Here is a 23,584-nt window from a genome sequence, read left to right on the forward strand (position 1 = left end):
AGCCGCTGATGTCGCGTTACTCCGCTCGATGTTCTTCTGCGTACAACGAAATTTAGGCTCGAATGCAGTCAAAATTCAAATCCGCGCTTCCTTCTGCAGCGCCTTGTTCCCCAGCTATCGCGTTACCTTCGCCAGAACATTCCTCAGCGCGCGACGAGGAGCTACACCAAGTGCCGCATTGATGCACTCGATATTGGAGAGCCACGATTGTCCTAAACGTCATTGATGCGCGTACTCAGCGACCTAAACTCCTCACATCTTGTACAGGTTGTACAAATTGGCCTCGAAGCTTGCCTCCGCCACCCTGAACCACGTCACGATGTCCTCGCGGAATTTGCGCCATTCGCCATAGACCTTGCGGAAGTCGGGGTTCTTTTCCACTTCTTCGTCGTAGAGCGCAAATGCAGCGCGGTATCCGGCCTCCATGATCTCGCGGGAGAACGGCCTGAGCTCGACTCCATTTGCGATCAGCCGCCGCAGCGGCGCCATGTTGCTGGCATCGTAATGCGACAGCATGTCCCATGACGCCTCGGCGGCCGCCACTTCGAATGCGCGCTGGTAGCGCGGCGGCAACGCCGACCATGCCTTCGCCCCGGCATAGAAGGCCAGTTGGCCCGTGCAGTCCCACCAGCCCGGGTAGTAGTAATATTTGGCGACCTTGTTGAAGCCGAGCTTCTCGTCGTCATAGGGGCCGACCCATTCGACCGCGTCGATCGTTCCCCGTTCGAGCGCGGCATAGGTATCGCCGCCGGCAATGTTCTGGGGAACGACGCCGAGCCTCGCGACGACGTCGCCGGAGATGCCGGGGATGCGCATCTTGAGGCCCTTCAGGTCATTGAGCGTGTTTACCTCGCGGCGAAACCACCCGCCCATCTGCACGCCCGTGCTGCCGCCGGGGAAGTTCACGACGCCGTACGTCTTGAAGAACTCCCGGAACAGTTCGAGCCCGCCGCCCCGATACATCCAGGACAGGTGCTGACGTGGCGTCATTCCGAACGGCAGCCCGGTGTCGATCGCAAACGTTTTGTTCTTTCCACTGTAATAGACTGACGCGGTGTGACCTAGCTCAACGGTCTCGCTCTGCACGGCATCGAGCACCTGCAGGCCCGGTACGATTTCCCCGGGGCCGAACACCTGGATCTGGAAGCCGCCATCCGTCATCTCCGCGACGTTTCTGGCGAGGCGAACGGCGATGCCGTGGATCGTGTCGAGGGTCTTGGGATAGCTGGACGCGAGGCGCCAGCGGATCGTGGCTCGTTGCGCCCGGGCGACTGACGGAGCGGTCAGTGGCAACAGACCGGCCGCAGCGGCCCCAACGATGGCTCGACGAGTCTTCATGGTTTCCATCCCGGTTGTTTATGATTGTCGTCTGGCTGGATCGGCGGACGGCGCGGCCGGCTCTCCGGCGCGCCGCCCGCGAACCTAGAGCTTGCGTTCCATCACCGCGTCGAAATTCGTGACGGGTGGAAAGGCTTCCTTGTCGATCACGACGTCGATCACGAACGGATCGGAGGCCTTCATGGCGAGGGTCATGGCCGCTGCGAACTCCTCGCGATTGGTCGCGCGCGCCCCTCTTGAACCGAGGGCGATGCCTGCCGCTGCGAAGTCGACCCTGCCGAAATCGTTGGCTTCCGCGACGACATTGCCGTTCCAGCGGTATTTCTGCTCGTGGTATTCGAAGGCGAGCGCGCTATTGTTCATGACGATGATGACGACCGGCAGCCTGTAGCGAACCGCCGTCTCGATGTCGGCCAGATGATAGCCCGCCCCGCCGTCGCCGGTCACGCACACGGTCTTCTCTGCCCGCGCGATCTGGATACCAAGAGAGGCAGGAAGGGCCCAGCCGAGCGAGCCGACCGCCCGGAAGAACGCATCGTAGCGTAGCGTCGGAAACAGCACGCCGGTCCAGGCCGCCATGTAGCCGGTGTCCGCGACGAGGGTGATCTCGCTGCCATGGCGGGACAGCTCGTCGAGCACCGTCAGCGGGGAGAGGGCGGCGTTGCCGGAAGCGGCCGCGAGCTGCTCGCGATGACGTGCGGTCCATCTGATGGCGTCGCCGCGGCAACGCTCGAGCCAGTCGGACGATGTCCGTAGGCGCTGCTGCTTCACGAGTTCGAGCAGGTCCGTGAGAAAGACCCTGATGTCGGCGCGGACCGCGAGGCGGGGCGCATAGGTGTTGATGAGGGACGCCGGGTCGTGGTCGATCTGGATCACGGTCGCTCGGCGGCTCGGCAGCGTGTAGCCGTTGGTCGCAAGACCGCCCAGGCGGGTCCCGAGCGCCAGCACGCAGTCGGCGTCCGCCACCAGCTTGTTCGCGCTCACCGAGGAATAGCGGCCCACGACGCCGCAGAAGTTCGGATGCGACGTCAGAACGGCTGGCTTGCCGCCAGCCGTGGCCACGATCGGGATGCCCGTGAGCTCCGACAGCAGCGCAAGCTCGGTCCACGCGCCGGCCAGCCTGACGCCTTCGCCGATGAACAGCACAGGACGCTGCGCGCTCTTGAGCAAGTCCAGGGCCGAGGCGAGCTCGGCGTCGAGTGGCTTTGCCTTGCTGGCCGTCCGTGCAGACGAAGGTGCCGGCAAGTTCGTGCTTTGTGAGGCGCCGGGCAGGGCGAAGAAATTCTTCGGCACGTCGAGATGGGTGGGGCCGCAGGTCGGTGTCGCCGCGAGACGAAGCGCCTGGACGACGAGACTCCCGGTCACCTCGGGGGCGGCGGCCGCGCCATTCCACTTCGTGACCGGCTGGAAGATGACGTGCTGGTCGAGATCCTGGTACTCGTTCATGTGCACGGCATTCGTCGCGGTCGCGCCCGTCAGTGCGAAGACCGGCGATTGCGCCCAGACCGCATCCGCCAGCGCGGCCGCGACGTTGGCGGCGCCGGGCCCGGCCTGCCCATAGGCGGGCGCGACGCGGCCGCTCGCCCGTGCGTAGCCGTCGGCCATGTAGACCGCGCTGGGCTCGCTGCGCGCGACCACCATCCGGATTCCGGCGTCTCGAAGCGCGATCCACAGCGGCTGGTCGCCACCGGTGAGGAGGAAGAAGTTCTCGACGCCTTCGTTCTTGAGCGCCATGGCGATGTCGGCGGCCACGTTGTTCGTCATTCTGATCCTCCCGCGCGGCCTCGACGATCCGCTGTTAATAATTTATATAGTACCGTATTACGACGTAAGTTATTTTGTCAAACGCGCTTACTCGGGCCTCATTGCGGCTTGACGTCGTCCGAAAATCAATAATACGATAATACGATTAAGATAATTTGCTCCCGCGAGGAGGTGCTCCGTGAAGAAGTATCAGATGTATATCGGGGGGAAGTGGGAGGATCCGGCCTCGGGCGAGTGGTTCGAGACCATGAACCCCTATACTGCGGAGCCCTGGGCACTGATCCCGCGCGGCAACTCCGAGGATGCGGCGCGCGCCGTCCAAGCGGCGCATCGCGCGATGAACGTCGGGCCATGGCCCAAGCTGAACGCCACGCAGCGCGGCGCCTTGATGCGTAGGCTGGGTGACCTGATCGCAGCGAATGCCGAGCGGCTCGCCGAGATCGAGGTGCGGGACAACGGCAAGCTGATCAGCGAGATGCGCGGCCAGCTCAACTACATTCCGCAATGGTACTATTACTTCGGCGGCCTCGCCGACAAAATTCAGGGCTCGGTCATCCCGATCGACAAGCCCAATATGTTCACCTACACCAAGCACGAGCCGGTCGGCGTCGTCGTCGGCATCATTCCCTGGAACTCGCCGCTGATGCTGGTGGCCTGGAAGCTCGCTCCGGCGCTGGCTGCCGGAAATACCGTGGTGCTCAAGCCCTCGGAATTCACTTCCGCATCGCTGCTCGAGATGATGGCGCTGGTCGAGGAAGCGGGCTTCCCGCCGGGTGTCATCAACGTCGTCACCGGCTTCGGCAACGAGGTCGGGCCGGCGCTGGTCGAGCATCCCCAGGTCGCCAAGGTCGCCTTCACCGGCTCCGATGCCACCGGCCAGAAGATCTACGAGGGCGCGGCGCGCGGCCTGAAGCGCGTCAGCCTCGAACTCGGCGGCAAGTCGCCCAACATCGTGTTCGACGACGCCAATCTCGACAACGCCGTCAACGGCGCCATCGCCGGCATCTTCGCGGCGGTCGGGCAGGCCTGCATCGCCGGATCGCGGATGCTGGTGCAGGAATCGGTGCACGACGCCTTCGTCGAAAAGCTGCTGAAGGCGGCGGCCACGATCAAGATGGGCGATCCCATGCAGAACGAGACCCAGGTCGGGCCCGTCGCCAACCTGCCCCAGTTCGACAAGGTGCTCGCCTACATGGAGATCGGCAAGAAGGACGGCGCGCATCTGGCGCTCGGCGGCGACCGCGCCCGCCGGCCGGAATGCGGTAAGGGCCTCTTCGTCGAGCCCACCGTCTTCACCGGCGTCAAGAACAGCATGCGGATCGCACAGGAGGAGGTGTTCGGCCCGATCCTCTCCGTGATCCCGTTCCGCGACGAGGAGGAAGCCGTCGAGATCGGCAACGACATCCTCTTCGGTCTCGCCGCCGGCGTCTGGACGCAGAACATGAAGCGCGCTTACGTGATGGCCGACCGGCTGAAGGCCGGCATGGTCTGGGTCAACACCTACCGCATGGTGAGCTACATGGCGCCGTTCGGCGGCTATAAGCGCAGCGGCCTCGGCCGCGAGAACGGCATCGAGGCCATCAACGAGTACATGCAGACCAAGACGGTCTGGATGAGCAGCGGCGACGAGCCTTATCCTTTCGTGCTCCGATAGGCCGATCGACACGGGCGATCCCGGGGCGTGAGCCCCAGGATCAATTGCCAGTGGATCGTAATATAGTAGCATAATATTTAAAGAGCCGCAGGACCAACCTGCGGACATCGAGAACGAGGAAACAGGGAGGAGCTCCGCATGAGAGCAGCATCGGTCGTCGCCTTGGCTATCGCGGGCCTGTGTCTGTCGGGCCTGCCAGGACTGGCGCAAGTGAAGGACGCTTCGAAGGCGGTGGTCCTGAAGGGAGCCACGCTGATCGACGGGGCAGGGGGAAAGCCGGTTGCCGATTCCGTCCTCGTCATTCGCGACGGACGCATCGCGGCCGCCGGGCCCGCGGCAGCGGTGAAGGTGCCGTCCGGCGCCGAGGTGGTCGACCTCAAGGGCAAGACCATCATGCCCGGCATGATCTCGGATCATTCCCATGTCGGCATCGTCAGGGGCCTCAAGGCAAGCCCGGACAACTACAATCGCGACTACATCCTGTCCCAGCTACGGCAATGGGAGGCCTTCGGCGTCACCACGATCGCGTCGCTGGGTCTGAACGCGCCCGAGTTCTACGATCTGCGCGCGGAGCTGCATGCGGGCAAGGCGCCGGGGGCGGACATCTTCGGCGCGGACCGCGGCATCGGTGTCGCCATGGGCGCGCCGCCGGTGGCGATCGTACCGGTCGGGCCCAGCCAGATCTATCGCCCGGACACGCCGGACGCCGCGCGCGAAGCCGTCAGGGAAATGGCCCGACGCAAGACCGACCTGGTCAAAATCTGGCTCGACGATTTCGGCAAGCTGCTGCCGGTGAAGGTGAAGCCGGAGGTCTACGCCGCCGCGGTGGAGGAGGCCCACAAGAACAAGCTTCGCGTCGCCTTCCACATCAACGATCTCGAAGACGCCCAGGCTGCTCTGAAGGCGGGTGCGGACATCCTGGCGCACGGCATTCGCGACAAGGAGGTTGATCCGCCGACGATCGCGCTGATGAAGAGGAATGCGGCCTGGTACGTTCCGACGCTGGCGCTCGACGATTCCAACTTCATCTTCGCCGACAAGCCGCAGGTGTCGGCCGATCCGTTCGTGAACAGGGCGCTCGATCCCGCCGTGAAGACGCAATTGGAGGATCCGGCATGGCAGCAGAAGGTCCATGACGCTCCCGGCTCGGAACGCGCCCGCAAGGCGCTGGCGATGAACCAGAAGAATCTGATGACGCTCTACAAGGCCGGCATCGGCATCGGGTTCGGATCGGATTCCGGCGTCGGACTGCGGTTCCCCGGCGTTGCCGAACATCGCGAGCTCGACCTCATGGTCGAGGCCGGCCTGACGCCGATGCAGGCCTTGACGATCGCGACCAGTAGCGCGGCCAAGCTGCTCAAGCTAAACGATCGCGGGGTGCTGCAGGCCGGCAAGCTCGCCGACCTGATCGTGCTCGACGCCGATCCCTCGGCCGACATCGCCAACGTTCACAAGATCTCGGCGGTCTGGCATCGCGGCAAGCCCGTCGCGGGGCCGATCGCGACGTTCGCGCAGCGCTGACGAGGACGGGCGGCGACGGCGCGCCCTGCGCCGCCGCTGTTTCCGGCTCCGCGTCTCTATCGTCTCGGGAGAAAACCATGGGAAACCTCACTCGACGCGCCGTGATTGCCGGTGCACTCGCCATGCCGTTCGTTGCCAGGGCCGAGGAATGGCCCGCGGGCCAGATGAAGCTGATCGTCCCGTTCCCCGCCGGCGGAACGCTGGACGCCATCGCGCGTCTGGTCCAGCCGGGCCTGCAGCAGCGGCTTGGCGCGACGATCATCATCGAGAACCGTCCCGGTGCTGCGGGCAGCATCGGCGCGGCGGCGGTGGCAAAGTCGCCGCCGGACGGCCGGACCTGGCTGTTCGTCTTCGACACGCACGCCACCAATCCGGTGATGCAGCCAGGCCTTCCATTCAACTCCGAGACCGATCTCGATCCGGTGATGCTGGTGGGAACGGCTCCGAACATCATCGCGTGCCAGCCGTCACGACCGTATCAGACGCTGGCCGAGCTGATCGCTGCCTCGAAAGCGAAGACCGGCGGCTTTACATACGCCTCGGCCGGCACGGCCAGCCTGGGGCATCTGACCATGCTGGCCCTTGCCAAACGCTCCGGCGCGCAGTGGACGCACGTGGCCTACAAGGGGGGCGCTCCCGCCGTCAACGATGCGATCGCCGGGCATGTCGACATGATCATCGCCTCGAGCGCGGTGATCAACAGCCAGATCGAGGCCAGGATGCTGCGTCCCCTGGCCCAGACCGGAGCGACGCGGCACCCGACTCTGCCCGATGTGCCGACGCTCGTTGAAAGCGGCTATCCCGATCTGGCGGCGACACCCTGGTGGGCACTGTACGCGCCGGGAAAAACCCCAAAGCCGATGATCGAGCGTTTTCACGCCGAGATGAGCGCTATGCTGAGGGAGCAAAACGTCGCGGACAAGATCAAGGCCATGGGGCTGACGATTGTCGCCAGCGACCCGGACTACATGCGGAACTTCTACACCGAGCAAGCCCAGACCTGGGGGCAGGTCGTCCGCGACAACGGCCTTCGCGAAGGCGGATGAGCAGTCCGGCATTCCGGCCGGACGAGGCGGCCGCTACACCGTCACGCGTCCGACCGGATTATTGGGGGCCACGTCGCGGCGCGGCCGTCCCCGGGGGCGTTTCGCCCGAAGCGCGGCCTCGGCGTCCAGCGCGGCCTGGTGTGCCGCGGCCGCTTCGAGCTGCTCAAGCATCTTGAGCGTCGCCTTCGCACCCATGTTGACGTGGTTGACCGCCGCCTGCCACGCCGCCTGCGGCTTCCCGGCAATGATCGCATCGATGATCGCATGGACCTCGACGGCATTCTCTTTCAGCCGCTCCGGTTGCGACAGGACGATCGGACGCAGATAGCTCAATCGGGCGCGGATGACGCTCACGAAGCCCTTGACGACGCTGTTCGAGGACACGCTCATCAGGAATTCGTCGAGCACGTTCTTGCATTCCAGCACCTTGGCGATGCTGCCCGACTTGAAGGCACGGTCCAGGTCCCGCTTCACTTTTTGCAGTTCCCTGGTCTGAGCTTCCGTAATCTTCTCGGCGGCGCTCCTCGCGGTCAGGCCTTCCAGCATGGCCCTGACCTCGTAGTGCTGCCGCGCTTCGTCGGGCGACACGCGGGCTACGACGGGCCCCTGGTTGGGGATGTTGTCGACAATGCCCTCGGCCTCGAGCTGCCGCAGAGCTTCGCGCACCGCCGTCCTGCTGACCCCCGTCCATGCGCAGAGCTCGCCTTCTTTCAACCGCTCGCCCGGTTGGAAGCGGCCGTCGATGATCGCGGTCCGCAGATTGCTCGCAACCTGTTGCCTGAGCGGTGCAGCCGTGACCGGCACACGCTGAACTTTGGAGCTCGTCACCCAGTACCCCTTGTGGCTAGGCAAAATTCAATCGCACGATGGAAAATTGTTGTCCGACGAGCTCGCCAAAAGAGACGAGCGTTCGGCACCTGCACGCACGGCATAGTACCGTAATATGGTCGATACGTGCAATCTGTCGAGGGGAGCGTCAAGCAGCGGATGTGTACTACTCAGTGCTATTTACTTTCCGCGCCGTCTTCGCTACGTGCTTTGCAGGCACAACTCCTTCTCCCATGACGCCGGTCCGGCGAACGTAACCGAGGTGCACGAATGGAGAGGTGATGAGGGCGAAGGCTCTCCGGCGCGCCGTTCGCACCGGCCGTCCCCCTAAGGAGTTTGCCGCCGAAGTCGACGAGCGGATCTTCAATGCTGCGCGCGAACTGGTCCTGGCGCACGGCCTCGCCGGCGCTAGCGTCGCGGAGATCGCCAGTTTTGCTCATGCGAGCAAGGGAACGATCTACGCGCGGTTTCCCACAAAGGAAGCTCTGTTCGCTGCGATTGCGATCCGTAACTCGGAAAAAGTGCGCCTGGGATACGAGAACGCGCCATCGCTGGGCGCTACGATCGAGGAGCGGCTCACGGCCCCGGCAATGAGATCCTCAAGCACGTGCTGGCTGCGGACAGCATCAATTTCCTGCGTTGGCAGTTGCAGAAGCGCCATTTCCCTGGCCTCGCCAAGGTCGGACGCTTGATGCGCGAACGCGGCCCCCATCATGCCGCCACCATCTTGCGGGATGTGTCCCGGTCGAAGCGGGACGGTCTACATGCAGCCTTCGCTCCGGAACGTCTGACCAAGACCGCCCAGTTCTTCCTCGAGCTTGTGGTCGCGCCGCTGCTGCTGCGGGCGTGATGGGGAAGATCCGAAGTCGCTGAGAGCGTGGATCCGCACGCATGTGGCGGAGAGCGTTGCGTTTCCTGGCAGCCTGCCGCAGCGGCGAGGCCGGTTGAGAGCGAGCGACCGCTTGTCGTCATCCAACGCGGCAGGCCTCGATTGTCGGGCGGCGGAATCATTTTCCCGCGCCGATGCGGGCAGGCCGTGGTCAGCCGCGTCGTTGCAGGCCTCTCATGTTTCTGCCCAGCAACGAGCTGCGCGCGGAGGGAAAGAACCGCAGCAAGGCCATCATCGAGGCGGTGACGATTAGGCTTCGGCCGATTCTGATGACGACGGCGGCGATGGTTCTGGGGTCCTGCCGCTGGTCACTGCGAGCGGCGCGGGCGTGGTGTCCCGCTACAATATGGGGCTCCTGATCGCCACGGGCCTGTCGATCGGAACGCTGTTCCCGCTGTTCGGTCGTGCCCGTCCCCTACGTCCTCATCGCCCATCGGGGCGAGGCCGGTGCCGCCGGGGAGATGAGCTGAGCTTACAGCGCAGGCGCTGAGCGTCGTGCCGTAGTCTGATCCCACGTGATTGGTGAGCTTTCCAATGACGGGACGAACGGCGACCCAATAACAACTCAGAAGTCCTCATGGCAGAGGACGCCCCAAATCAGGCGATTGATCGCCCGTTTTCGCGAAGACATTTCTTTTCGATCGGTCTGGCGCCGGACTGCCGCGAGATGGATCGCTGTTAGGCGCAGAACCATATCGACCTAATCGTGCTCGACATCATGCTTCCGTGGAGAGGGCGGGGGGTAGTCGACCGAATCGCCGCCCGCGAGCATGAGGCGATGCGCAGATTCGTCGATTGCGGCGATGCCGTCCCAGAAGGGATGTTGCACGGGCTGCTGGCTTCTCCTCTAGGTGAGAAAGCCGACTGCATAAAGTGCGTATGTCAAGCGACAGTTTTCGAGCGAGTTCTATATGAGCAGCGCACTCCGTCCCAGCCCGGACAGTTCGGGCTGCCAACTCCAGGGGCGCTCAATGCCAGCCTTGTGGCTCGCATTCGACAGCTGCGACCGCCTCGAACTCCGACCCTCCACGTAAAGGTAGCTTCTTGACTATAGTTGTCATGTCAACTATAGCACTGATTAGTTGCCGACCAGTGACAATACGACTGAGAGGACGGCCAGCGCGCTCTGTTTCCGCCGCCGAGCCCTGTTTCGCTGCGCCAAAATTTATCCTGAGGGAGGACGCCGTGGACACCGCTTCGAGCAACTCGACAGTAAGGCTTCAGGCCATCTCAAGAATGGTCGAGGATCGTCCCGAGGAGAATGTCTTCCGTGTCAGTCGCAGCATTTTCGTCGATCCGGAGGTGTTCGATGCGGAACTGCGCTATATCTTCGAATCGACATGGAATTTCATCGGGCTTGAATCGCAGATTGCCCGCCCTAATGATTTCATCACGACGCATATCGGGCGGCATCCCATTCTCCTGATGCGTAGCGCTGAAGGCAAGATAGGCGCATTCCTCAACACTTGCAGGCATCGCGGCACTATCGTGTGCCCCTTCAAGCAGGGCCGGCAGAGATTCCACGTCTGCCGCTATCACGGCTGGGCTTTCGATTCCGGCGGCCGAAACGTATCGATCACGGAAGAGGCGAACGGACAGTACCCGCCCTTTTTCGCCCTCGAGAACCACGACTTGCTTCCTGTCGCACGGCTGGAATCGTATCGCGGCTTTCTTTTCGCCAGCCTGTCCCCCGACGTTCTCTCGATCGGCGAGTATCTTGGCGATGCACGCGCGTTCCTGGACCTGGTCATCGACCAGAGCGAGACGGGGGAGGTGGAGTTCATACCGGGGGGAAGCACGTATACTTTCGACGGCAACTGGAAACTCCAGTTCGAGAACGGTCTCGATTATTACCACTTTGCATCCACGCATAGCTCCTACGCCGACATCCTCAGGAAACGCTGTGAGATCGCCGGTCCGGAGGCGGGCTTCACGACCGAACCGGACGGCGAACAGGAAGGACAAGGCAGCTTCAGCTTCGATCATGGACACGCGGTCAACTGGTCCATCAAGCGCAGGCAGCTCTACGGACGGCCGCTCGGAATTGATGCCGATCGCCTCGATGCGTTGCGCCGGCGAGTGGGTGACGCGCGCGCGAAATGGATGCTGCGCCAACGGAACCTGACCATCTTTCCGAACCTGCAGGTGATCGATATCTCGTCCGCGCAAGTGCGCACTTGGCGCCCGCTAGCGCCCGACAGGACCGAGTTGGTGTCGCATTGCCTTGCCCCTGTCGGTGAGAGCGCCGCGGCGCGAACCCTGCGGATCCGCAACTACGAGGAATTCTTCAACGCTTCGGGGCTGGCCAGCTCCGACGACAACGTGATGTATGAGTTCTGCCAGACCGGCTACGAGGCGCGGAGCGGAGGTGCGACCCAAGGTTATCTGCGCGGTGCCGCAGCCATCGGCTCGACCAACAGCCCCCATGCGCGCGAACTCGGCATCAATCCGAGAGAGTGGTCGTTTGGCGCGCCGGCCTTCGGCGGCGAAACCAACTTCTATCCCGGTTATCGAGAATGGCGGCGGCTTCTGCAACGCGCCGCGCAGGAAGTCGCATGATGATCCAGCAGAGCACGGCCGACGCCGAAACCCACCAGATCGCTTCGGTAGTTCTGTTTCGCGAAGCCCGCCTTCTCGACAACGGCGAATGGAACGATTGGGTCGCGATGTACCAAGAAGACGCCCTGTACTGGCTACCGGCTTGGCTCAATGAATACGAGACCACGCGCGATCCGAGTACGGAAGCCTCTCTCGTCTATCATGATAAACGACGATGTCTTGAGGAGCGGATCGCGCGCATCGAGTCGCGCAAGTCGATCACCGCACTGCCCCTGCCTCGCACCGTGCATCAGATCTCGAACCTCGAAGCATCCAGGACGGCATCAGACGAGATAATGTGCCGATCGGTATTTTCGGTCTGCGTCTATGATCCGCGTGTCGGCAAGGAGCAGGTCCGCCACGGCCGGTACGAACATACGCTGAGGCTCACCGGCGACGAGTGGAAGATCGCGCGCAAGATCATCACGCTCGCAAACGATAAGATCGCTACCGTACTCGACTTCTACAGCATCTGAGACCTCCGATGAATGCGAAGTTCACCTGGCACGTTGCAGCCGCGCTTGCCGACATCAAGCAGGGGGAGGCGATAGGCCTCGAGATCGCCGGTCACCACGTCGCGCTTTATCGCGTCGGAGACCAGTTCTATGCCACCGGCAACATCTGTACCCATGCGGACGCGCTTCTTTCCGACGGCATGCTGGATGAATGCGAGATCGAGTGTCCCCTGCACATGGGACGGTTCGATATTCGGACGGGCGAGGCACTGACCAGCCCGGTCGAGATCGACATTCCGACCTATCAGGTTCGGATACGAGACGACCAACTCGAAGTGTGTTTGCCGAACTAAGCTACTGGTCGATCCGACACAAGAACGAATGGGGGAGAGGAAATGACGGAAATAGCCATGAACAAGGTGGACGGCGCGACCGCCGAGTCCCACCTTGGACGGACCACGGTCCGAAAGGTCGCAACACGGCTGATGTGGTTCGTCATGACCTTGTACTTCCTTGCGATCCTCGACCGCGGCAACATCTCCTTTGCTGCGCTTCAGATGAATAAGGACCTGGGCCTCAATGCCGAGATGTTCGGCATCGCCGTCGGGATCATGTACTTAACTTACTCAATGTTTGAGATTCCAAGCAATCTCATTCTTCACCGTTACGGCGCGCGCGTAACTCTGACCCGAATCGCCATGCTCTGGGGCCTCGCCACCGTTCTGATGGCATTCACTCAAGGGCCCCTGAGCCTGTACATGTTCCGCGGGTTTCTCGGCTTTGCCGAGTCCGGACTCTTTCCGGGTGTCATGCTACTGCTCAGCCTGTGGTTTCCCTTCAGTTACCGCGCGCGCTACAATGCCATGTTCAATTACGCAGTTCCGATCTCATACATCTTTGCGTCGCTAATCTCGGGGGCGATCCTCGAGCTCAACGGCACGTTCGGCCTCGCCGGTTGGAAGTGGCTGTTCATCCTAGAAGGCATCCCTCCCATCCTCCTGGGATTGATCGGCGCTTTCTATCTCACCGACCGACCGCACCAGGCGACCTGGCTCACCGTCGAAGAGCGTGACTGGCTGGTCGGGGCCCTGGAACGGGACGCGAGCGCAACCGGTGTCGTCCATGGCGAAGGCGTCTTGAAGACGATCCTGAACCCGATGGTCCTTCTATTCGGGTTATGCAATTTCGGCTTGTTTTGTGGATTGGCCTCGTTGTTCCCCTGGCTGCCGCAGATCATCAAGACCTTCGGTCTACCCGCCTCCCAGGTGGGCGTGGTGACCGCGATCCCCCCAATCGCCGGACTGATCGGCATGATCGCACTGTCGCGGCACTCCGATCATCTAGGCGAGCGCTTCTACTATGCTAGTATGACATTCATCATTGCTGCATCCGGCTTCGCGATCGCGGCGTTCGCAACCACCCCAACTTGGATTATCGCGGGATTCATGGTAGCCAACGTCGGCGTGTACGGCACTCAGGCGATATTTTGGACGATTCCGCAATCCTATCTGTCGCGACAAAGCGCGCCCGGCGCGATCGGGCTCGTAGGCACGCTTGGCAGCATCGGCGGGGCCACGATTCCCGTCATCATCGGGCGCGCCAAGGACAACTCGGACGGGTACACGATCGGCTTCCTCGTCGTTTCGGCCGCGCTTCTCTTCGCGGCAATTCTCGTCCAGGTCGCGCGAGTTCGGTTGGTAGAGAATGAGCGGTCGGGCGAAAGCACGAGGCATAAAGTCGTCTAAGGCCCGAAGCAACGTCGAGCTCGTCGCCCGCGACGAGCTCGTGATCGACTTCAGCCGCTACGTTCCGACCGTCTTGTCCAGCCTCGTCGCGAAATTTCGTGCCAACGCGAACACATTCTTTCCCAAGGCCTACGGCGTTTCACTCACGGAGTGGCGAATTCTATCCTTCCTGAGAGAGCATGAACCGACAAGCGCCTACGACATCTGGACTCGCTCGGACCTAGACAAAGCGGTGGTCAGCCGCGACACTAATTCCCTGAGGGACAAGGGCCTCATCAAGCTGACACCAGTCAAAAGCAGCTCGCGAAATCGAAGCGAGATCAGGCTCACCTCTGCTGGGAAGACACTCCTTGACCGCAGTATAGATGAAGTCCTGCGCCGGCACGACAACCTCACGGCCGGGCTCGATGGGGAGTCGATGCGCAGCTTCTTTCGCGTGATGGAACATCTCGAGCGCCGGATCGCCCATATGGCCGACGACTCTGCGGCCCATAGCCGGTCGCCTCACTCGCCCATCAAGCGTGTCACCAGCAAGCCCCGAGATTGATGGACGGGAGGCGGCCGCCGCGCGCCTGCTATCGGCTCAGAACCAGCTCTCGAAGGCATCGCTGCCCAAACGAGTCGCCAGATTTGTCTCGATGGTGCTGCATGCGTCGTGCCCTCGTGACCTGAGCAGACGACGAAGGCAGAGGTCGCGAATTGCCGTAGGAGAGATCGCCTACATCCCGCATCTTCGCTCATTTCGATCATCGTGCAGGGAGACGTCGGCGCGGTGAAAGCGGCGGTGGATGCCGGGGCGGCGGCGGCCAATCAAGTCGGCACTGTCGTTTCGTTACATATTATTCCGCGGCCGTTCGATGGAATGAAAGAGATTTTCAAAAGCCCGCCGGTAGAGCTTCGGAGTTGCGAACAGGAGGGTCGGTGGCCGCCTCTCAGATGCCGGCAATTCGGCATAGCTCGATCGACGGGACCGCCGGACCGAAGGCGGCTTGCACGAAAGCTCTCCTGACAAGTGGATGTGGATCGACACAATCGTCTGCAGGATGCAATCCGGCAGGGACGGCAAAGTAAGTAGGCCTCCATGCCAAGGCCTTGGTATCAACCCGGCCCTGTCAAGCGATGGCCTTAGGCGAGCTTTCCGAGCGCCTTATTCGCTGCGGACCACCGCCGCTCGATTTCCTTCACCGCCGCCCGCATGCTAGGCAGATACTTCTTGGCCGCCACCTCGGGTGTCATCGAGGACGAGAAGAAGATCAAATTGAGACTGCCGAGAACCGGGCCCCCGCCCGGAATGGCAAGGGCAATCGCACTGATGCCCACCTCAGATCCACCAACGGACGACGCGTAGCCGTCCTTCCGTGTTTGCGAGAGAATATCGTCGATGAAACGGCGGTCTTTCGCCAACGCTGCGTCTTCCTCCACCAGCGATGCCGTCAGATCCAGCATCTCTCGCCTCAACGCGGGCGCGGATGCAGTCAGGATAGCCTTCCCAAGCGCGCTGCGTACCAATGATCTTCTCCGTCCGACCATAGAACGATGAACGGAGAACGGACTAAAGGGATGTGTGCTCTCGCGGATGAGCACAGAGCCGAGCTCAAAGACCCCGAAGTCGCTTGGCCACGAAACATCATCCAGGAGGCCGAACATCGCCGGCAGCGCCGCCTGGCTTGATAGGTCGCGTGAAGAAACGCCTTCGCTGAGGGTGCGCACTTGGGGCGTCAAACCGAACGACGCGTTCGTTTCGTCGAACGTTACATAGCCGTCTTGGCGCAGCGTATCCAGTAAACGGTAGCAGGTTGTCCGGTTGAGGCCGGTCCTTTTCGCGAGCTGCACGACGTTCGATGGCCCGCTCGCGTTGAGCTCATTGATCAGGGCCAACCCTCGGGAAAGTGCCCTGACGTTGCGGTGCATGATCGCCTCCAGACGTGTTCGCAATGCGAACATTCCACAGACTCAGATGGAATCATAGTTCAATCGGCGGCATTCCATCCTCCGCACGCCCAAATAGGCGGCGACGGGAGGAAACGATGGTTCATTCAAGCTTTTATTTGTCCGCGGCTGTGTGTCTGGCCTTGGCGGCGCCAGCGGCAGCGCAAACTGCCGGTAGCATACTCAGCGATGGCAAGGTCAAGATCGGCGTTCTGACCGACATCGCCGGTCCGACATCCATGGCGAACGGCAAGGGCTCTGTCGTCGCGGCCCAAATGGCTGCTGAAGACTTCGGCGCAGGCCTCAACGTCGAAGTGATTTCGGCCGACCATTCCGGGAAGCCCGACATCGGATCCCAGATCGCTGGCCGCTGGTTTGACGTGGAAGGCGTCGATGCCGTTGCGGACATGCAGGGCTCGCCGATCGGCTTCGCCGTGCAGAACATGGCCGCTCAAAAGAGCAAGATCATGCTGCTCTCGGGATCGACCTCGTCGGACTTCAACGGCAAGGCCTGCTCGCCGCTCACGGTCCAGTGGACGGTCGATACCTACAATCTCGCAAAGGGCGCAGCCAAGTCCGTGATCGATGCAGGTGGAACCAAGTGGTACTTCCTGACTGTCGATCAGGCGTACGGCAATGCCTTGACGCGCGATACGTCAGAGCAGGTCAAGCTCAGCGGCGGCCAAGTGGTGGGCAACTCTGTGTTTCCGCCGAACACGTCCGACTTTGCATCCTTTCTCCTGACCGCCTCCAGCGCCGGCGCCAACGTCATCGCGATCGCGGCTTCCAGCGGCGATACCGTGACGGCGATGAAGCAGGCCGATGAATTTGGGCTGAGCGCGAAAGCCAAGATCGTGCCGCTCCAGTCCGTCCTGACGGACATGCAGGCGGTCGGCCTGAAGATCGCACACGACGCCTACGAAGTGTCCCCGTTCTATTGGGACCGGACCTCCGAAACGCGCGCCTGGGCCGAGAAATTCTTCGCGAAGGCCAAGCAAATGCCGACCAGCTTCCACGCCGGCGTCTATTCGTCCGTGGCGCACTACCTGAAGGCGGTCAAGGCGACCGGCACCGACGATGCACCGACGGTGATGAAGCAGATGGAAAAGGAGCGGGTGCATGATTTCTTCGCGGCTGACGGCTACATCCGTGAAGATCGCAAGATGATCCACGACATGTACCTGCTTCAGGTGAAGAAGCCCGGAGATAACAAGGGCGATTGGGATCTCTACAACGTCGTGCAGACGCTGCCCGGCGAGTCTGTCAACCGCCCGCTTTCTGAAAGCCCATGCCCGCTGGTGAAGAAGTAGGCCGCCGGGGCTATCGTTCGACAGATCAACTCCGCGCTCGAAGGAATTCACCCATGTCAGTCGCAATCGTCTGCGCTTCTCATACTCCTCTGATGTACAAGGGGCCCGCCAGCAATGAGACCGAGCAACGCGTCCGAACCGCGTTCGGACGTCTCGGAGACTTCGTGAAAGAGTTCGCGCCTGATTACATCATCCAGTTCGCACCCGATCACTTCAACGGCTTCTTCTACGATCTGATGCCCTCTTTCTGCGTCGGGGCCGGAGCAGTTTCCCTGGGCGACTGGGGAGGCGGGACGGGCCCGCTGGATGTTCCGGAGCAGACGGCACTCGAGCTCATCGACCACGTGCGGGCCGAGGACTTCGACGTCGCGATGTCCTACCGTATGCCGGTCGATCACGGCTTCGTCCAGCTTTGGGAGGCGATGCTCGGCGACTTCAAGTCCATCCCGATCTTGCCGATCTTCGTGAACGCCGCCGCGCCGCCGGTCCCGACTTATCGCCGGACCCGCCAGCTCGGTGAATCCGTTGGCCGTTTCGCGGTACGGTCCGGCAAGCGGGTCCTGTTTGCCGCGTCCGGCGGCCTCTCGCACGATCCACCGCTTCCGTCGATCAAGGATGCGCCGCCCGAAATCCGCGAACGGCTGATCAACGGCCGGAATCCGACAGCCGAGGCCAAGGAAGCCCGCGAGAAGCGCGTGCTCGAGGCAGGTGTTCTCGCCGAGGCGGGCAAGGGGCCGTGCCAGCCGCTCAATCCCGAGTGGGACGCGGAGCTCATGGACACTCTCCGCAGCGGCCAGATCTGGCGCGCCGACGCGCTCGATACCCGCAAGGTCCGCGAAGTCGCGGGGCGCGGTGCCAACGAGGTGCTCGCATGGGTCGCCGCCTTCGGGGCCTTTTCCACGGGCGGCCACTTCAAGATGGAGCAGGAATTCTACGAAGCGATTCCGGGCTGGATCGCCGGCATGGCGATGATGGCCGCGAGGCAGGCCGACTGCGTTCATTGATCGACTAACCCGCGCGAATGCGGGCATCGCGGAGCAAGCAAATGGCATACGAAACGGAAGTGCTCATCATCGGCGCCGGCCCCACGGGATCGACGACCGCCCTGGCGCTCGCCAATTGCGGCGTTCGCAGTCACATCGTATCGCGCGGCAACTGGATGGCCGACAGCCCGCGCGCCCACATCACGAACCAGCGCGCCAACGAAGTCTTCCGCGATCTCGGGATCGCGGAAGACGTGGCCCGGTACGCGAGTCCGTGGGAGCTCATGGGCGACACGACCTTCACGACCAGCCTGGCCGGCTCCGAGTTGATCCGGATGCGGACGTGGGGGACCGGCGACGATCGCCGCGGCGATTATCTGCGTGCAAGCCCCTGCGGCATGGTCGACATCATCCAACCATTGCTCGAGCCAATTCTGTTCCAAAAGGCGGCCGAGAAGGGCGCGACCTTCGCGTTTAACACCGAGTACGTCCGTCATGAGCAGGACGCGGACGGCGTGACGGCCACGCTGCGCGATCGCCTCGACGGGCGAGAGCACACCGTCCGCGCGCGCTATATGGTCGGCGCGGACGGCGCGCGCTCGACGGTGGTGGATCATCTAGACCTGCCGATCGAAGGCCAAATGGCGCGCGCCGGCACCGTCTACACCGTCTTCAACTGTGACCTGACCAAATACAGCAAACATCGACCGAGCATCCTGAACTGGATCGTGACGCCGGATGCGAGCTTCGGCGAGATCGGCATGGGTCTGCTGCGGGCCGTGCATCCCTGGACCCAGTGGATCGCCGGTTGGGGTTTCGACATCAGCAAGGGCGAGCCGGACTTATCTCCGGAAGCGATCATTCCGAAGATCAAGGTGCTGATAGGAGATCAATCGGTCGACATCGACATCGTGCGCACATCGATCTGGTACGTGAACCAGGCCTACGTGACCCAGTATTCGAAAGGCAGGGTGCACTGCGGCGGCGATGCGGTCCACCGGCACCCGCCGTCAAGCGGATTGGGCAACAACACCTGCGTCCAGGACGCCCACAACCTCGGTTGGAAGCTCGCCTATTCGGTGAAGGGCTGGGCCGGTCCGAAGCTCTTGGAAAGCTACTCCCAGGAGCGGGCGCCGGTCGGAAAGCAGATCGTGCTGCGGGCGAACCAGTCCCGGCTCGACTACGCCCCGCTGAATGCGTGCTTCAGGGTGCCGGGCGCGGAGAACCCGGTCGCTGCAGGGATCGCGCGCTTCCGCGATCCGGGTCCAGATGGCGTAGCCGCCCGGAAAGCGGCCCAGGCGGCGCTAGACCTTAAGCAGACGGAGTTCAATGCCCAGGGCACCGAGATGAACCAACGTTACGAATCCTCGGCCGTGATTCCCGACGTCGATGCCAAGCCGGAGGAGTGGCGGCGAGATCGCGGCCTCTACAATCAACGGACGTCGCGTCCCGGTGCCAAGATCCCGCATGCATGGCTCGTCGGTCGTGACGGCTTGCGCGTGTCGACGCTCGACGTGACCGGAAAAGGCCTCTTCACCGTCGTGACCGGCCTCGCCGGCGGGGCGTGGAAGCAAGCGGCGCTGCGCCTCGATCTGCCGTTCCTCCGGGTCGTGATCACGGGCTCGCCGGAGGCGCAGGACCTCTATTGCGAGTGGCAGCGCATCCGCGAGATCCAGGAAGCCGGAGTTCTGCTTGTTCGCCCGGATGGCGTGGTCGCCTGGCGCGACATAGAGGGAACCTCCGACGCAAGCGCGGCGCTCGACCGGCTCAGTGCAGCCATCCGGACGGTCCTGGATCTTCCGGACCTCTCGGCGATCCCGCGGCAGAAACCGTCTTCTCCGTCTAAACCCAGCGGTAAGCCGCTTTTCGCCTGACCCTCCCACGAACGAGATTTACCCATGAGCGACACAAGACCAGAAAACTTTTCCAGCGTATGGGCTGATCTGAGGGGCGTTTCCCTCAAACAGCACTACATCGACGCCGGCGGAATTCGGACCCGCTGCATCGAGTCCGGCGACCCGTCCAAGCCGCTCGTCCTGGCGCTGCACGGCGTCGGCGGCCATGCAGAGGCATACTCCAGAAACTTCGGTCCGCATGCCGATCATTTCTGGTTTCTCGCCATCGACATGCTCGGCCACGGATGGACCGACAAGCCGGCCATCAACTATCAGGTGGGGGATTACGCCAATCATGTCCTCGCCGTCCTCAAGACGCTCGGCAGGGGCAAGGCGATGATCAGCGGTGAATCGCTGGGCGGATGGGTCGCGACCTATATGGCCGTGCATCGTCCCGCGGTAGTCGAGAAGCTTGTCCTCAACACCGCCGGCGGCTGGACGGCCCACCCCCAGGTGATGGAGCGGCTGAAAAAGCTGTCCAACGAGGCTGCATCCGATCCCTCCTGGGAGCGGATCAAGGCTCGCCTCGAATTCCTCATGTGCGACAAGAGCATGGTTTCGGACGATCTGATCGAGACCCGCCGCGCGATTTACGCGCAGCCGGGTTTCGCCGACACCATGAGGCGAATCATGTGCCTGCAGGAGATGGAAATCCGCCGGCCCAACATGATCACCGCCGATCAATACCGGTCGATCAAGGCGCCAACGATGGTCGTGTGGACCTCGCATGATCCGACGGCGACGCCCGAGGAGGGGAAGCAGATCGCGGACATGATTCCGGGCTCGAAGTTCGTGGTCATGAACCGCTGCGGCCACTGGCCCCAGTTCGAGGATGCCGACGTGTTCAATCGGATCCACATCGACTTTCTGCGAGGAAAGAATTGAAATGACGAAATTCCCGGAAGACATCGCCGGTATCGCCGCCGCTATTCGTGCGGCCTACGTTACGGCGCCCATCTCGCCGATCCGGACTCGATTGGCTTTCCATGAAGTCGATATGGCGTACGATATACAGGAAGCGAACACGTCGTACTGGCTGGCGGCGGGACGGCGCATCGTCGGCTGCAAGATCGGACTGACATCGCCCGCCGTTCAGAAGCAGTTGGGTGTCGATCGGCCCGACTTCGGAATACTTTTCGCAGATATGCAGGTCCCCGAAGATGAAAAGATCCAGCTCGTCAGGGTTCTGCAGCCCCGGATCGAAGCGGAAGTCGCTTTCGAGATCGGCAGCGACATCGACGCGACCGATCCTGCTGCCGACGACATCATCCGCGCCACCGCCTTCGTCATGCCGGCCCTGGAGATCGTCGGCAGCCGCATCAAGAACTGGGACATCTCCATCATCGACACGATCGCTGATAACGCGTCATCGGCCTTGTTCGTGATCGGAAAGGATAAACGGAAGCTCGAAGGGCTCGATCTCTCAGAGGTCACTATGCGAATGACGAGGCGAGGAGAAGTCGTTTCGCAGGGCAAGGGTTCAGCGTGTCTCGACAATCCGCTGAATGCGGTCGCTTGGCTCGCCGGCGAGCTTGGACGGCGAGGGCGCCCGCTGCGCGCCGGCGACATCGTGCTGTCGGGAGCTCTCGGCCCAATGGTGTCGGTGAACTCGGGAGACGAGTTCGAGGCCAGCATCAGCGGTCTGGGAACCGTTTCGGCGCATTTCGTGTAACAAAGAAGGAGCGCTCGATGAAGCTTGTCCGCTTCGGCAATCCTGGCGCCGAAAAGCCGGCAATCATCGATGATCAGGGATGCCTGCGCGACCTTTCGAACGTCGTGGCCGACCTCACCCCCACCAATCTGTCGCGTTCAGCGCTCCAGAAGGTCGCGGCGATCGCTCCATCCACGCTGCCGCTCGTCGCCGGCGAGCCGCGGCTCGGCGTACCGATCGCGGGCGCCAGCAAGTTCATCGCGGCTTGAACTACGCCGATCACGCGGCCGAGGCAAATCTTCCGCTACCGTCCGAGCCCATCCTGTTCCAGAAGGCGATCACCTCGCTCAGCGGCGGCCCGAACGACGATGTCCTACCGAAGGGCTCGAAGAAGTCGGACTGGGAAGTGGAGCTCGGGATGGTGATCGGTACCCGCGCCTCCTATGTCGAGCGCGGCGACGCGCTGACGTTGCCGGCTACTGCATCGTGAACGACGTCAGCGAGCGCGAGTACCAGATGGAACGTGGCGGCACGTGGGACAAGGGGAAGGGCTGCGACACTTTCGGGCCGGTCGGTCCATGGCTGGTGACGGCGGACGAGAACGCCGACCCGCAGGCGTTAGACGTCTGGCTCGACGTCAACGGCCAGCGCATGCAAGCCGGCAACACCCGGACAATGATCTTCGAATGCGCCGAGATCGTCAGCTACGTTAGCCGCTTCATGACCTTGATGCCGGGCGACGTCATGACGCTCGGCATCGAGGGGCTCGGAGAGCAACGCCAGCAAACCCGCGAATGGTCGCCCGCTGCGGGGCAGCGGTCGTGACCGTCTATAGCGGAAGATTCGAAGGACGAACGGCCGTCGTCACTGGCGCGGCGTCCGGCATCGGCCGCGACGTGGCGCGTCGACTGACCCCGAGGGAGCTCGCGTCTCGATGTGGGATGTGAACGTCTCCGCCCTCGAGGCCGCGGCGACGGAGATCAGCGCTGCGCATACTCAAGACATCGACATCGCGTCGGAGGACGCGGTCGATATGGCCATGCGCGGCAGCATCGAGGACCTTGGCGGCCGGCTCGACATTTTGGTCGCCAGCGCCGGCATAACGGGGCCAAACGCGGGCGTGAAGGAGTATGCGGGAAGCGACTGGCGAAAGGTCTTCGATGTCAACGTCAACGGGGCCTTCTACTGCAACCGCGCCGCGGTTCGCGCGATGGAGAAGAGCGGCTACGGCCGCATCGTCAACGTCGCCTCCGTGGCCGGCAAGGAACGCAATCCGAACGCATCGGCTTACAGCGCATCCAAGGCGGCCGTGATCGCGCTCACCAAATCGCTGGGCAAGGAAACAGGCTCGACCGATATCCGCGTCAACTGCACCACCCCGGCGGCGATCAAGACGCCGCTCTTCAATCAAATGACTGCCGAACACATCGAGTTCATGCTGTTCAAAATTCCGCTCGGCCGGTTCGGCGCGATCGAAGAGGCGACGTCGCTCTGCTGGCTCGCGAGCGAGGAGTGCTCGTTCAGCACGGGGTCCGTGTTTGATCTCTCGGGCGGGCGAGCGACCTACTAGCCGGCGTTTAGGTGTGTTCGCACCGCGAACAGATTGCGTGAATCCATTGTAGCCTGGACCGCCTCGTTCGATAGTCATGGCAACCAAAACAAGAGCGCCGCAGAGCGCAAAGAGGAAACGATGACCAGCAGCAGAACTGAAACCGGTTGACAAGGTTGCTATCGGCACAGCCGCCAGCGCGCCCGAGCTTCGCACCCCGAAGGACGATCCAAGGCGACGGCCACACGCTCGGAGCGTGGAACCCTGTTGCGCTTTCCGTCAAAGAGCATCAAGGAAGGAGACCACATGTCCACGATGAAGGCGGCTCGGCTACACCAAATCGGCACAACTTTTTCGATCGATGAGATCGCAATGCCGAGCCCTAACAACGTTCTAGTCAAGGTGAAGGCGTGCGGCATTCCCGAACAT

General features: G+C 62.6%; 20 protein-coding genes and 3 pseudogenes. 19 read left to right on the plus strand and 4 right to left on the minus strand.

What is annotated here, in order from left to right:
• Positions 1–252: 252 nt before the first annotated feature.
• Both BDOA9_RS36085 and BDOA9_RS36090 read right to left on the minus strand, forming a co-directional pair.
• Positions 253–1,347, minus strand: a complete 1,095-nt coding sequence (locus BDOA9_RS36085) for a TRAP transporter substrate-binding protein (protein ID WP_210183865.1) — start codon at positions 1,345–1,347, stop codon at positions 253–255.
• A 75-nt stretch (positions 1,348–1,422) separates the two neighbouring features.
• The gene (locus BDOA9_RS36090) at positions 1,423–3,102 is read right to left on the minus strand and encodes a thiamine pyrophosphate-binding protein (RefSeq protein ID WP_025038781.1); all 1,680 of its coding nucleotides are present in this window, start codon (positions 3,100–3,102) and stop codon (positions 1,423–1,425) included.
• Positions 3,103–3,280: 178 nt separating this feature from the next.
• On the opposite strand from BDOA9_RS36090, the gene BDOA9_RS36095 reads away from it, so the two are divergent.
• The 3 genes from BDOA9_RS36095 (at position 3,281) to BDOA9_RS36105 (ending at position 7,323) form a co-directional block, all read left to right on the plus strand.
• The gene (locus tag BDOA9_RS36095) at positions 3,281–4,756 is read left to right on the plus strand and encodes an aldehyde dehydrogenase (RefSeq protein WP_025038782.1); all 1,476 of its coding nucleotides are present in this window, start codon (positions 3,281–3,283) and stop codon (positions 4,754–4,756) included.
• Between the two features lie 138 nt (positions 4,757–4,894).
• A complete protein-coding gene (locus BDOA9_RS36100) occupies positions 4,895–6,277 on the plus strand; it encodes an amidohydrolase family protein (RefSeq protein WP_025038783.1) in 1,383 nt (460 codons plus the stop codon).
• Positions 6,278–6,354: 77 nt separating this feature from the next.
• The gene (locus tag BDOA9_RS36105; protein WP_063921191.1) at positions 6,355–7,323 is read left to right on the plus strand and encodes a Bug family tripartite tricarboxylate transporter substrate binding protein; all 969 of its coding nucleotides are present in this window, start codon (positions 6,355–6,357) and stop codon (positions 7,321–7,323) included.
• Between the two features lie 33 nt (positions 7,324–7,356).
• Here BDOA9_RS36105 and BDOA9_RS36110 read toward each other — a convergent pair whose 3' ends face one another.
• Complete coding sequence (locus tag BDOA9_RS36110) at positions 7,357–8,127, minus strand: GntR family transcriptional regulator (RefSeq protein WP_152033756.1); 771 nt, start codon at positions 8,125–8,127, stop codon at positions 7,357–7,359.
• Between the two features lie 305 nt (positions 8,128–8,432).
• On the opposite strand from BDOA9_RS36110, the gene BDOA9_RS37455 reads away from it, so the two are divergent.
• The 9 genes and pseudogenes from BDOA9_RS37455 (at position 8,433) to BDOA9_RS39995 (ending at position 14,847) form a co-directional block, all read left to right on the plus strand.
• A complete protein-coding gene (locus BDOA9_RS37455) occupies positions 8,433–8,843 on the plus strand; it encodes a TetR/AcrR family transcriptional regulator (RefSeq protein WP_082848015.1) in 411 nt (136 codons plus the stop codon).
• On the plus strand, positions 8,759–9,001 hold the full coding sequence (locus BDOA9_RS39225; RefSeq protein WP_025038786.1) for a hypothetical protein: 243 nt from the start codon (positions 8,759–8,761) through the stop codon (positions 8,999–9,001). Before BDOA9_RS37455 ends, BDOA9_RS39225 begins: the two co-directional genes overlap by 85 nt.
• 212 nt (positions 9,002–9,213) lie before the next feature.
• Positions 9,214–9,510: pseudogene (locus BDOA9_RS37460) on the plus strand (efflux RND transporter permease subunit); the annotation flags it as partial.
• A gap of 715 nt (positions 9,511–10,225) precedes the next feature.
• Positions 10,226–11,599, plus strand: coding sequence for an aromatic ring-hydroxylating oxygenase subunit alpha (locus tag BDOA9_RS36125; protein ID WP_052363172.1), 1,374 nt, complete (start codon positions 10,226–10,228; stop codon positions 11,597–11,599).
• Positions 11,596–12,114, plus strand: a complete 519-nt coding sequence (locus tag BDOA9_RS36130; protein WP_025038789.1) for an aromatic-ring-hydroxylating dioxygenase subunit beta — start codon at positions 11,596–11,598, stop codon at positions 12,112–12,114. The genes BDOA9_RS36125 and BDOA9_RS36130 overlap by 4 nt, the downstream gene beginning before the upstream one ends.
• Before the next feature lie 8 nt (positions 12,115–12,122).
• Positions 12,123–12,446, plus strand: a complete 324-nt coding sequence (locus tag BDOA9_RS36135) for a non-heme iron oxygenase ferredoxin subunit (protein ID WP_025038790.1) — start codon at positions 12,123–12,125, stop codon at positions 12,444–12,446.
• Between the two features lie 57 nt (positions 12,447–12,503).
• A complete protein-coding gene (locus BDOA9_RS36140; RefSeq protein WP_042337215.1) occupies positions 12,504–13,838 on the plus strand; it encodes an MFS transporter in 1,335 nt (444 codons plus the stop codon).
• A 40-nt stretch (positions 13,839–13,878) separates the two neighbouring features.
• On the plus strand, positions 13,879–14,385 hold the full coding sequence (locus tag BDOA9_RS36145) for a MarR family winged helix-turn-helix transcriptional regulator (protein WP_192859689.1): 507 nt from the start codon (positions 13,879–13,881) through the stop codon (positions 14,383–14,385).
• A gap of 198 nt (positions 14,386–14,583) precedes the next feature.
• Complete coding sequence (locus BDOA9_RS39995; protein ID WP_445291845.1) at positions 14,584–14,847, plus strand: BMC domain-containing protein; 264 nt, start codon at positions 14,584–14,586, stop codon at positions 14,845–14,847.
• A 116-nt stretch (positions 14,848–14,963) separates the two neighbouring features.
• Here the strand turns inward: BDOA9_RS39995 and BDOA9_RS36150 are convergent, their stop codons facing one another.
• A complete protein-coding gene (locus BDOA9_RS36150; RefSeq protein ID WP_042337217.1) occupies positions 14,964–15,749 on the minus strand; it encodes a helix-turn-helix domain-containing protein in 786 nt (261 codons plus the stop codon).
• 23 nt (positions 15,750–15,772) lie between these two features.
• Here BDOA9_RS36150 and BDOA9_RS36155 point away from each other — a divergent pair, with 23 nt between their 5' ends.
• The 7 genes and pseudogenes from BDOA9_RS36155 to BDOA9_RS36190 all read left to right on the plus strand — a co-directional run bounded on the left by BDOA9_RS36155 (position 15,773) and on the right by BDOA9_RS36190 (position 23,176).
• Positions 15,773–17,077, plus strand: coding sequence for an ABC transporter substrate-binding protein (locus BDOA9_RS36155; protein ID WP_082848017.1), 1,305 nt, complete (start codon positions 15,773–15,775; stop codon positions 17,075–17,077).
• A 53-nt stretch (positions 17,078–17,130) separates the two neighbouring features.
• Positions 17,131–18,081: a 3-carboxyethylcatechol 2,3-dioxygenase gene (locus tag BDOA9_RS36160; protein WP_025038795.1), complete on the plus strand. Its 951-nt coding sequence runs from the start codon at positions 17,131–17,133 to the stop codon at positions 18,079–18,081.
• Positions 18,082–18,122: 41 nt separating this feature from the next.
• A complete protein-coding gene (locus BDOA9_RS36165) occupies positions 18,123–19,934 on the plus strand; it encodes an FAD-dependent monooxygenase (RefSeq protein WP_025038796.1) in 1,812 nt (603 codons plus the stop codon).
• Between the two features lie 24 nt (positions 19,935–19,958).
• The gene (locus BDOA9_RS36170) at positions 19,959–20,840 is read left to right on the plus strand and encodes an alpha/beta fold hydrolase (protein WP_025038797.1); all 882 of its coding nucleotides are present in this window, start codon (positions 19,959–19,961) and stop codon (positions 20,838–20,840) included.
• Position 20,841: 1 nt separating this feature from the next.
• On the plus strand, positions 20,842–21,627 hold the full coding sequence (locus tag BDOA9_RS36175) for a 2-keto-4-pentenoate hydratase (RefSeq protein WP_025038798.1): 786 nt from the start codon (positions 20,842–20,844) through the stop codon (positions 21,625–21,627).
• 17 nt (positions 21,628–21,644) lie between these two features.
• A pseudogene (locus BDOA9_RS38595) lies at positions 21,645–22,431 on the plus strand (fumarylacetoacetate hydrolase family protein).
• Positions 22,401–23,176, plus strand: a pseudogene (locus BDOA9_RS36190) (SDR family NAD(P)-dependent oxidoreductase). Before BDOA9_RS38595 ends, BDOA9_RS36190 begins: the two co-directional pseudogenes overlap by 31 nt.
• The last annotated feature ends 408 nt before the right edge of the window (positions 23,177–23,584 follow it).

The organism is Bradyrhizobium sp. DOA9, assembly GCF_000617845.2.
GTDB lineage: Bacteria > Pseudomonadota > Alphaproteobacteria > Rhizobiales > Xanthobacteraceae > Bradyrhizobium.

What these genes read in the sequence shown, in the direction of transcription:
- BDOA9_RS36085 (WP_210183865.1), bottom strand. Translation starts at nt 1,347, where the DNA reads ATGGAAACCATGAAGACTCGTCGAGCCATCGTTGGGGCCGCTGCGGCC.
- BDOA9_RS36090 (WP_025038781.1), bottom strand. Translation starts at nt 3,102, where the DNA reads ATGACGAACAACGTGGCCGCCGACATCGCCATGGCGCTCAAGAACGAA.
- BDOA9_RS36100 (WP_025038783.1), top strand. Translation starts at nt 4,895, where the DNA reads ATGAGAGCAGCATCGGTCGTCGCCTTGGCTATCGCGGGCCTGTGTCTG.
- BDOA9_RS36105 (WP_063921191.1), top strand. Translation starts at nt 6,355, where the DNA reads ATGGGAAACCTCACTCGACGCGCCGTGATTGCCGGTGCACTCGCCATG.
- BDOA9_RS37455 (WP_082848015.1), top strand. Translation starts at nt 8,433, where the DNA reads ATGAGGGCGAAGGCTCTCCGGCGCGCCGTTCGCACCGGCCGTCCCCCT.
- BDOA9_RS36130 (WP_025038789.1), top strand. Translation starts at nt 11,596, where the DNA reads ATGATGATCCAGCAGAGCACGGCCGACGCCGAAACCCACCAGATCGCT.
- BDOA9_RS36135 (WP_025038790.1), top strand. Translation starts at nt 12,123, where the DNA reads ATGAATGCGAAGTTCACCTGGCACGTTGCAGCCGCGCTTGCCGACATC.
- BDOA9_RS36140 (WP_042337215.1), top strand. Translation starts at nt 12,504, where the DNA reads ATGAACAAGGTGGACGGCGCGACCGCCGAGTCCCACCTTGGACGGACC.
- BDOA9_RS36150 (WP_042337217.1), bottom strand. Translation starts at nt 15,749, where the DNA reads ATGCACCGCAACGTCAGGGCACTTTCCCGAGGGTTGGCCCTGATCAAT.
- BDOA9_RS36155 (WP_082848017.1), top strand. Translation starts at nt 15,773, where the DNA reads ATGCGAACATTCCACAGACTCAGATGGAATCATAGTTCAATCGGCGGC.
- BDOA9_RS36160 (WP_025038795.1), top strand. Translation starts at nt 17,131, where the DNA reads ATGTCAGTCGCAATCGTCTGCGCTTCTCATACTCCTCTGATGTACAAG.
- BDOA9_RS36165 (WP_025038796.1), top strand. Translation starts at nt 18,123, where the DNA reads ATGGCATACGAAACGGAAGTGCTCATCATCGGCGCCGGCCCCACGGGA.
- BDOA9_RS36170 (WP_025038797.1), top strand. Translation starts at nt 19,959, where the DNA reads ATGAGCGACACAAGACCAGAAAACTTTTCCAGCGTATGGGCTGATCTG.
- BDOA9_RS36175 (WP_025038798.1), top strand. Translation starts at nt 20,842, where the DNA reads ATGACGAAATTCCCGGAAGACATCGCCGGTATCGCCGCCGCTATTCGT.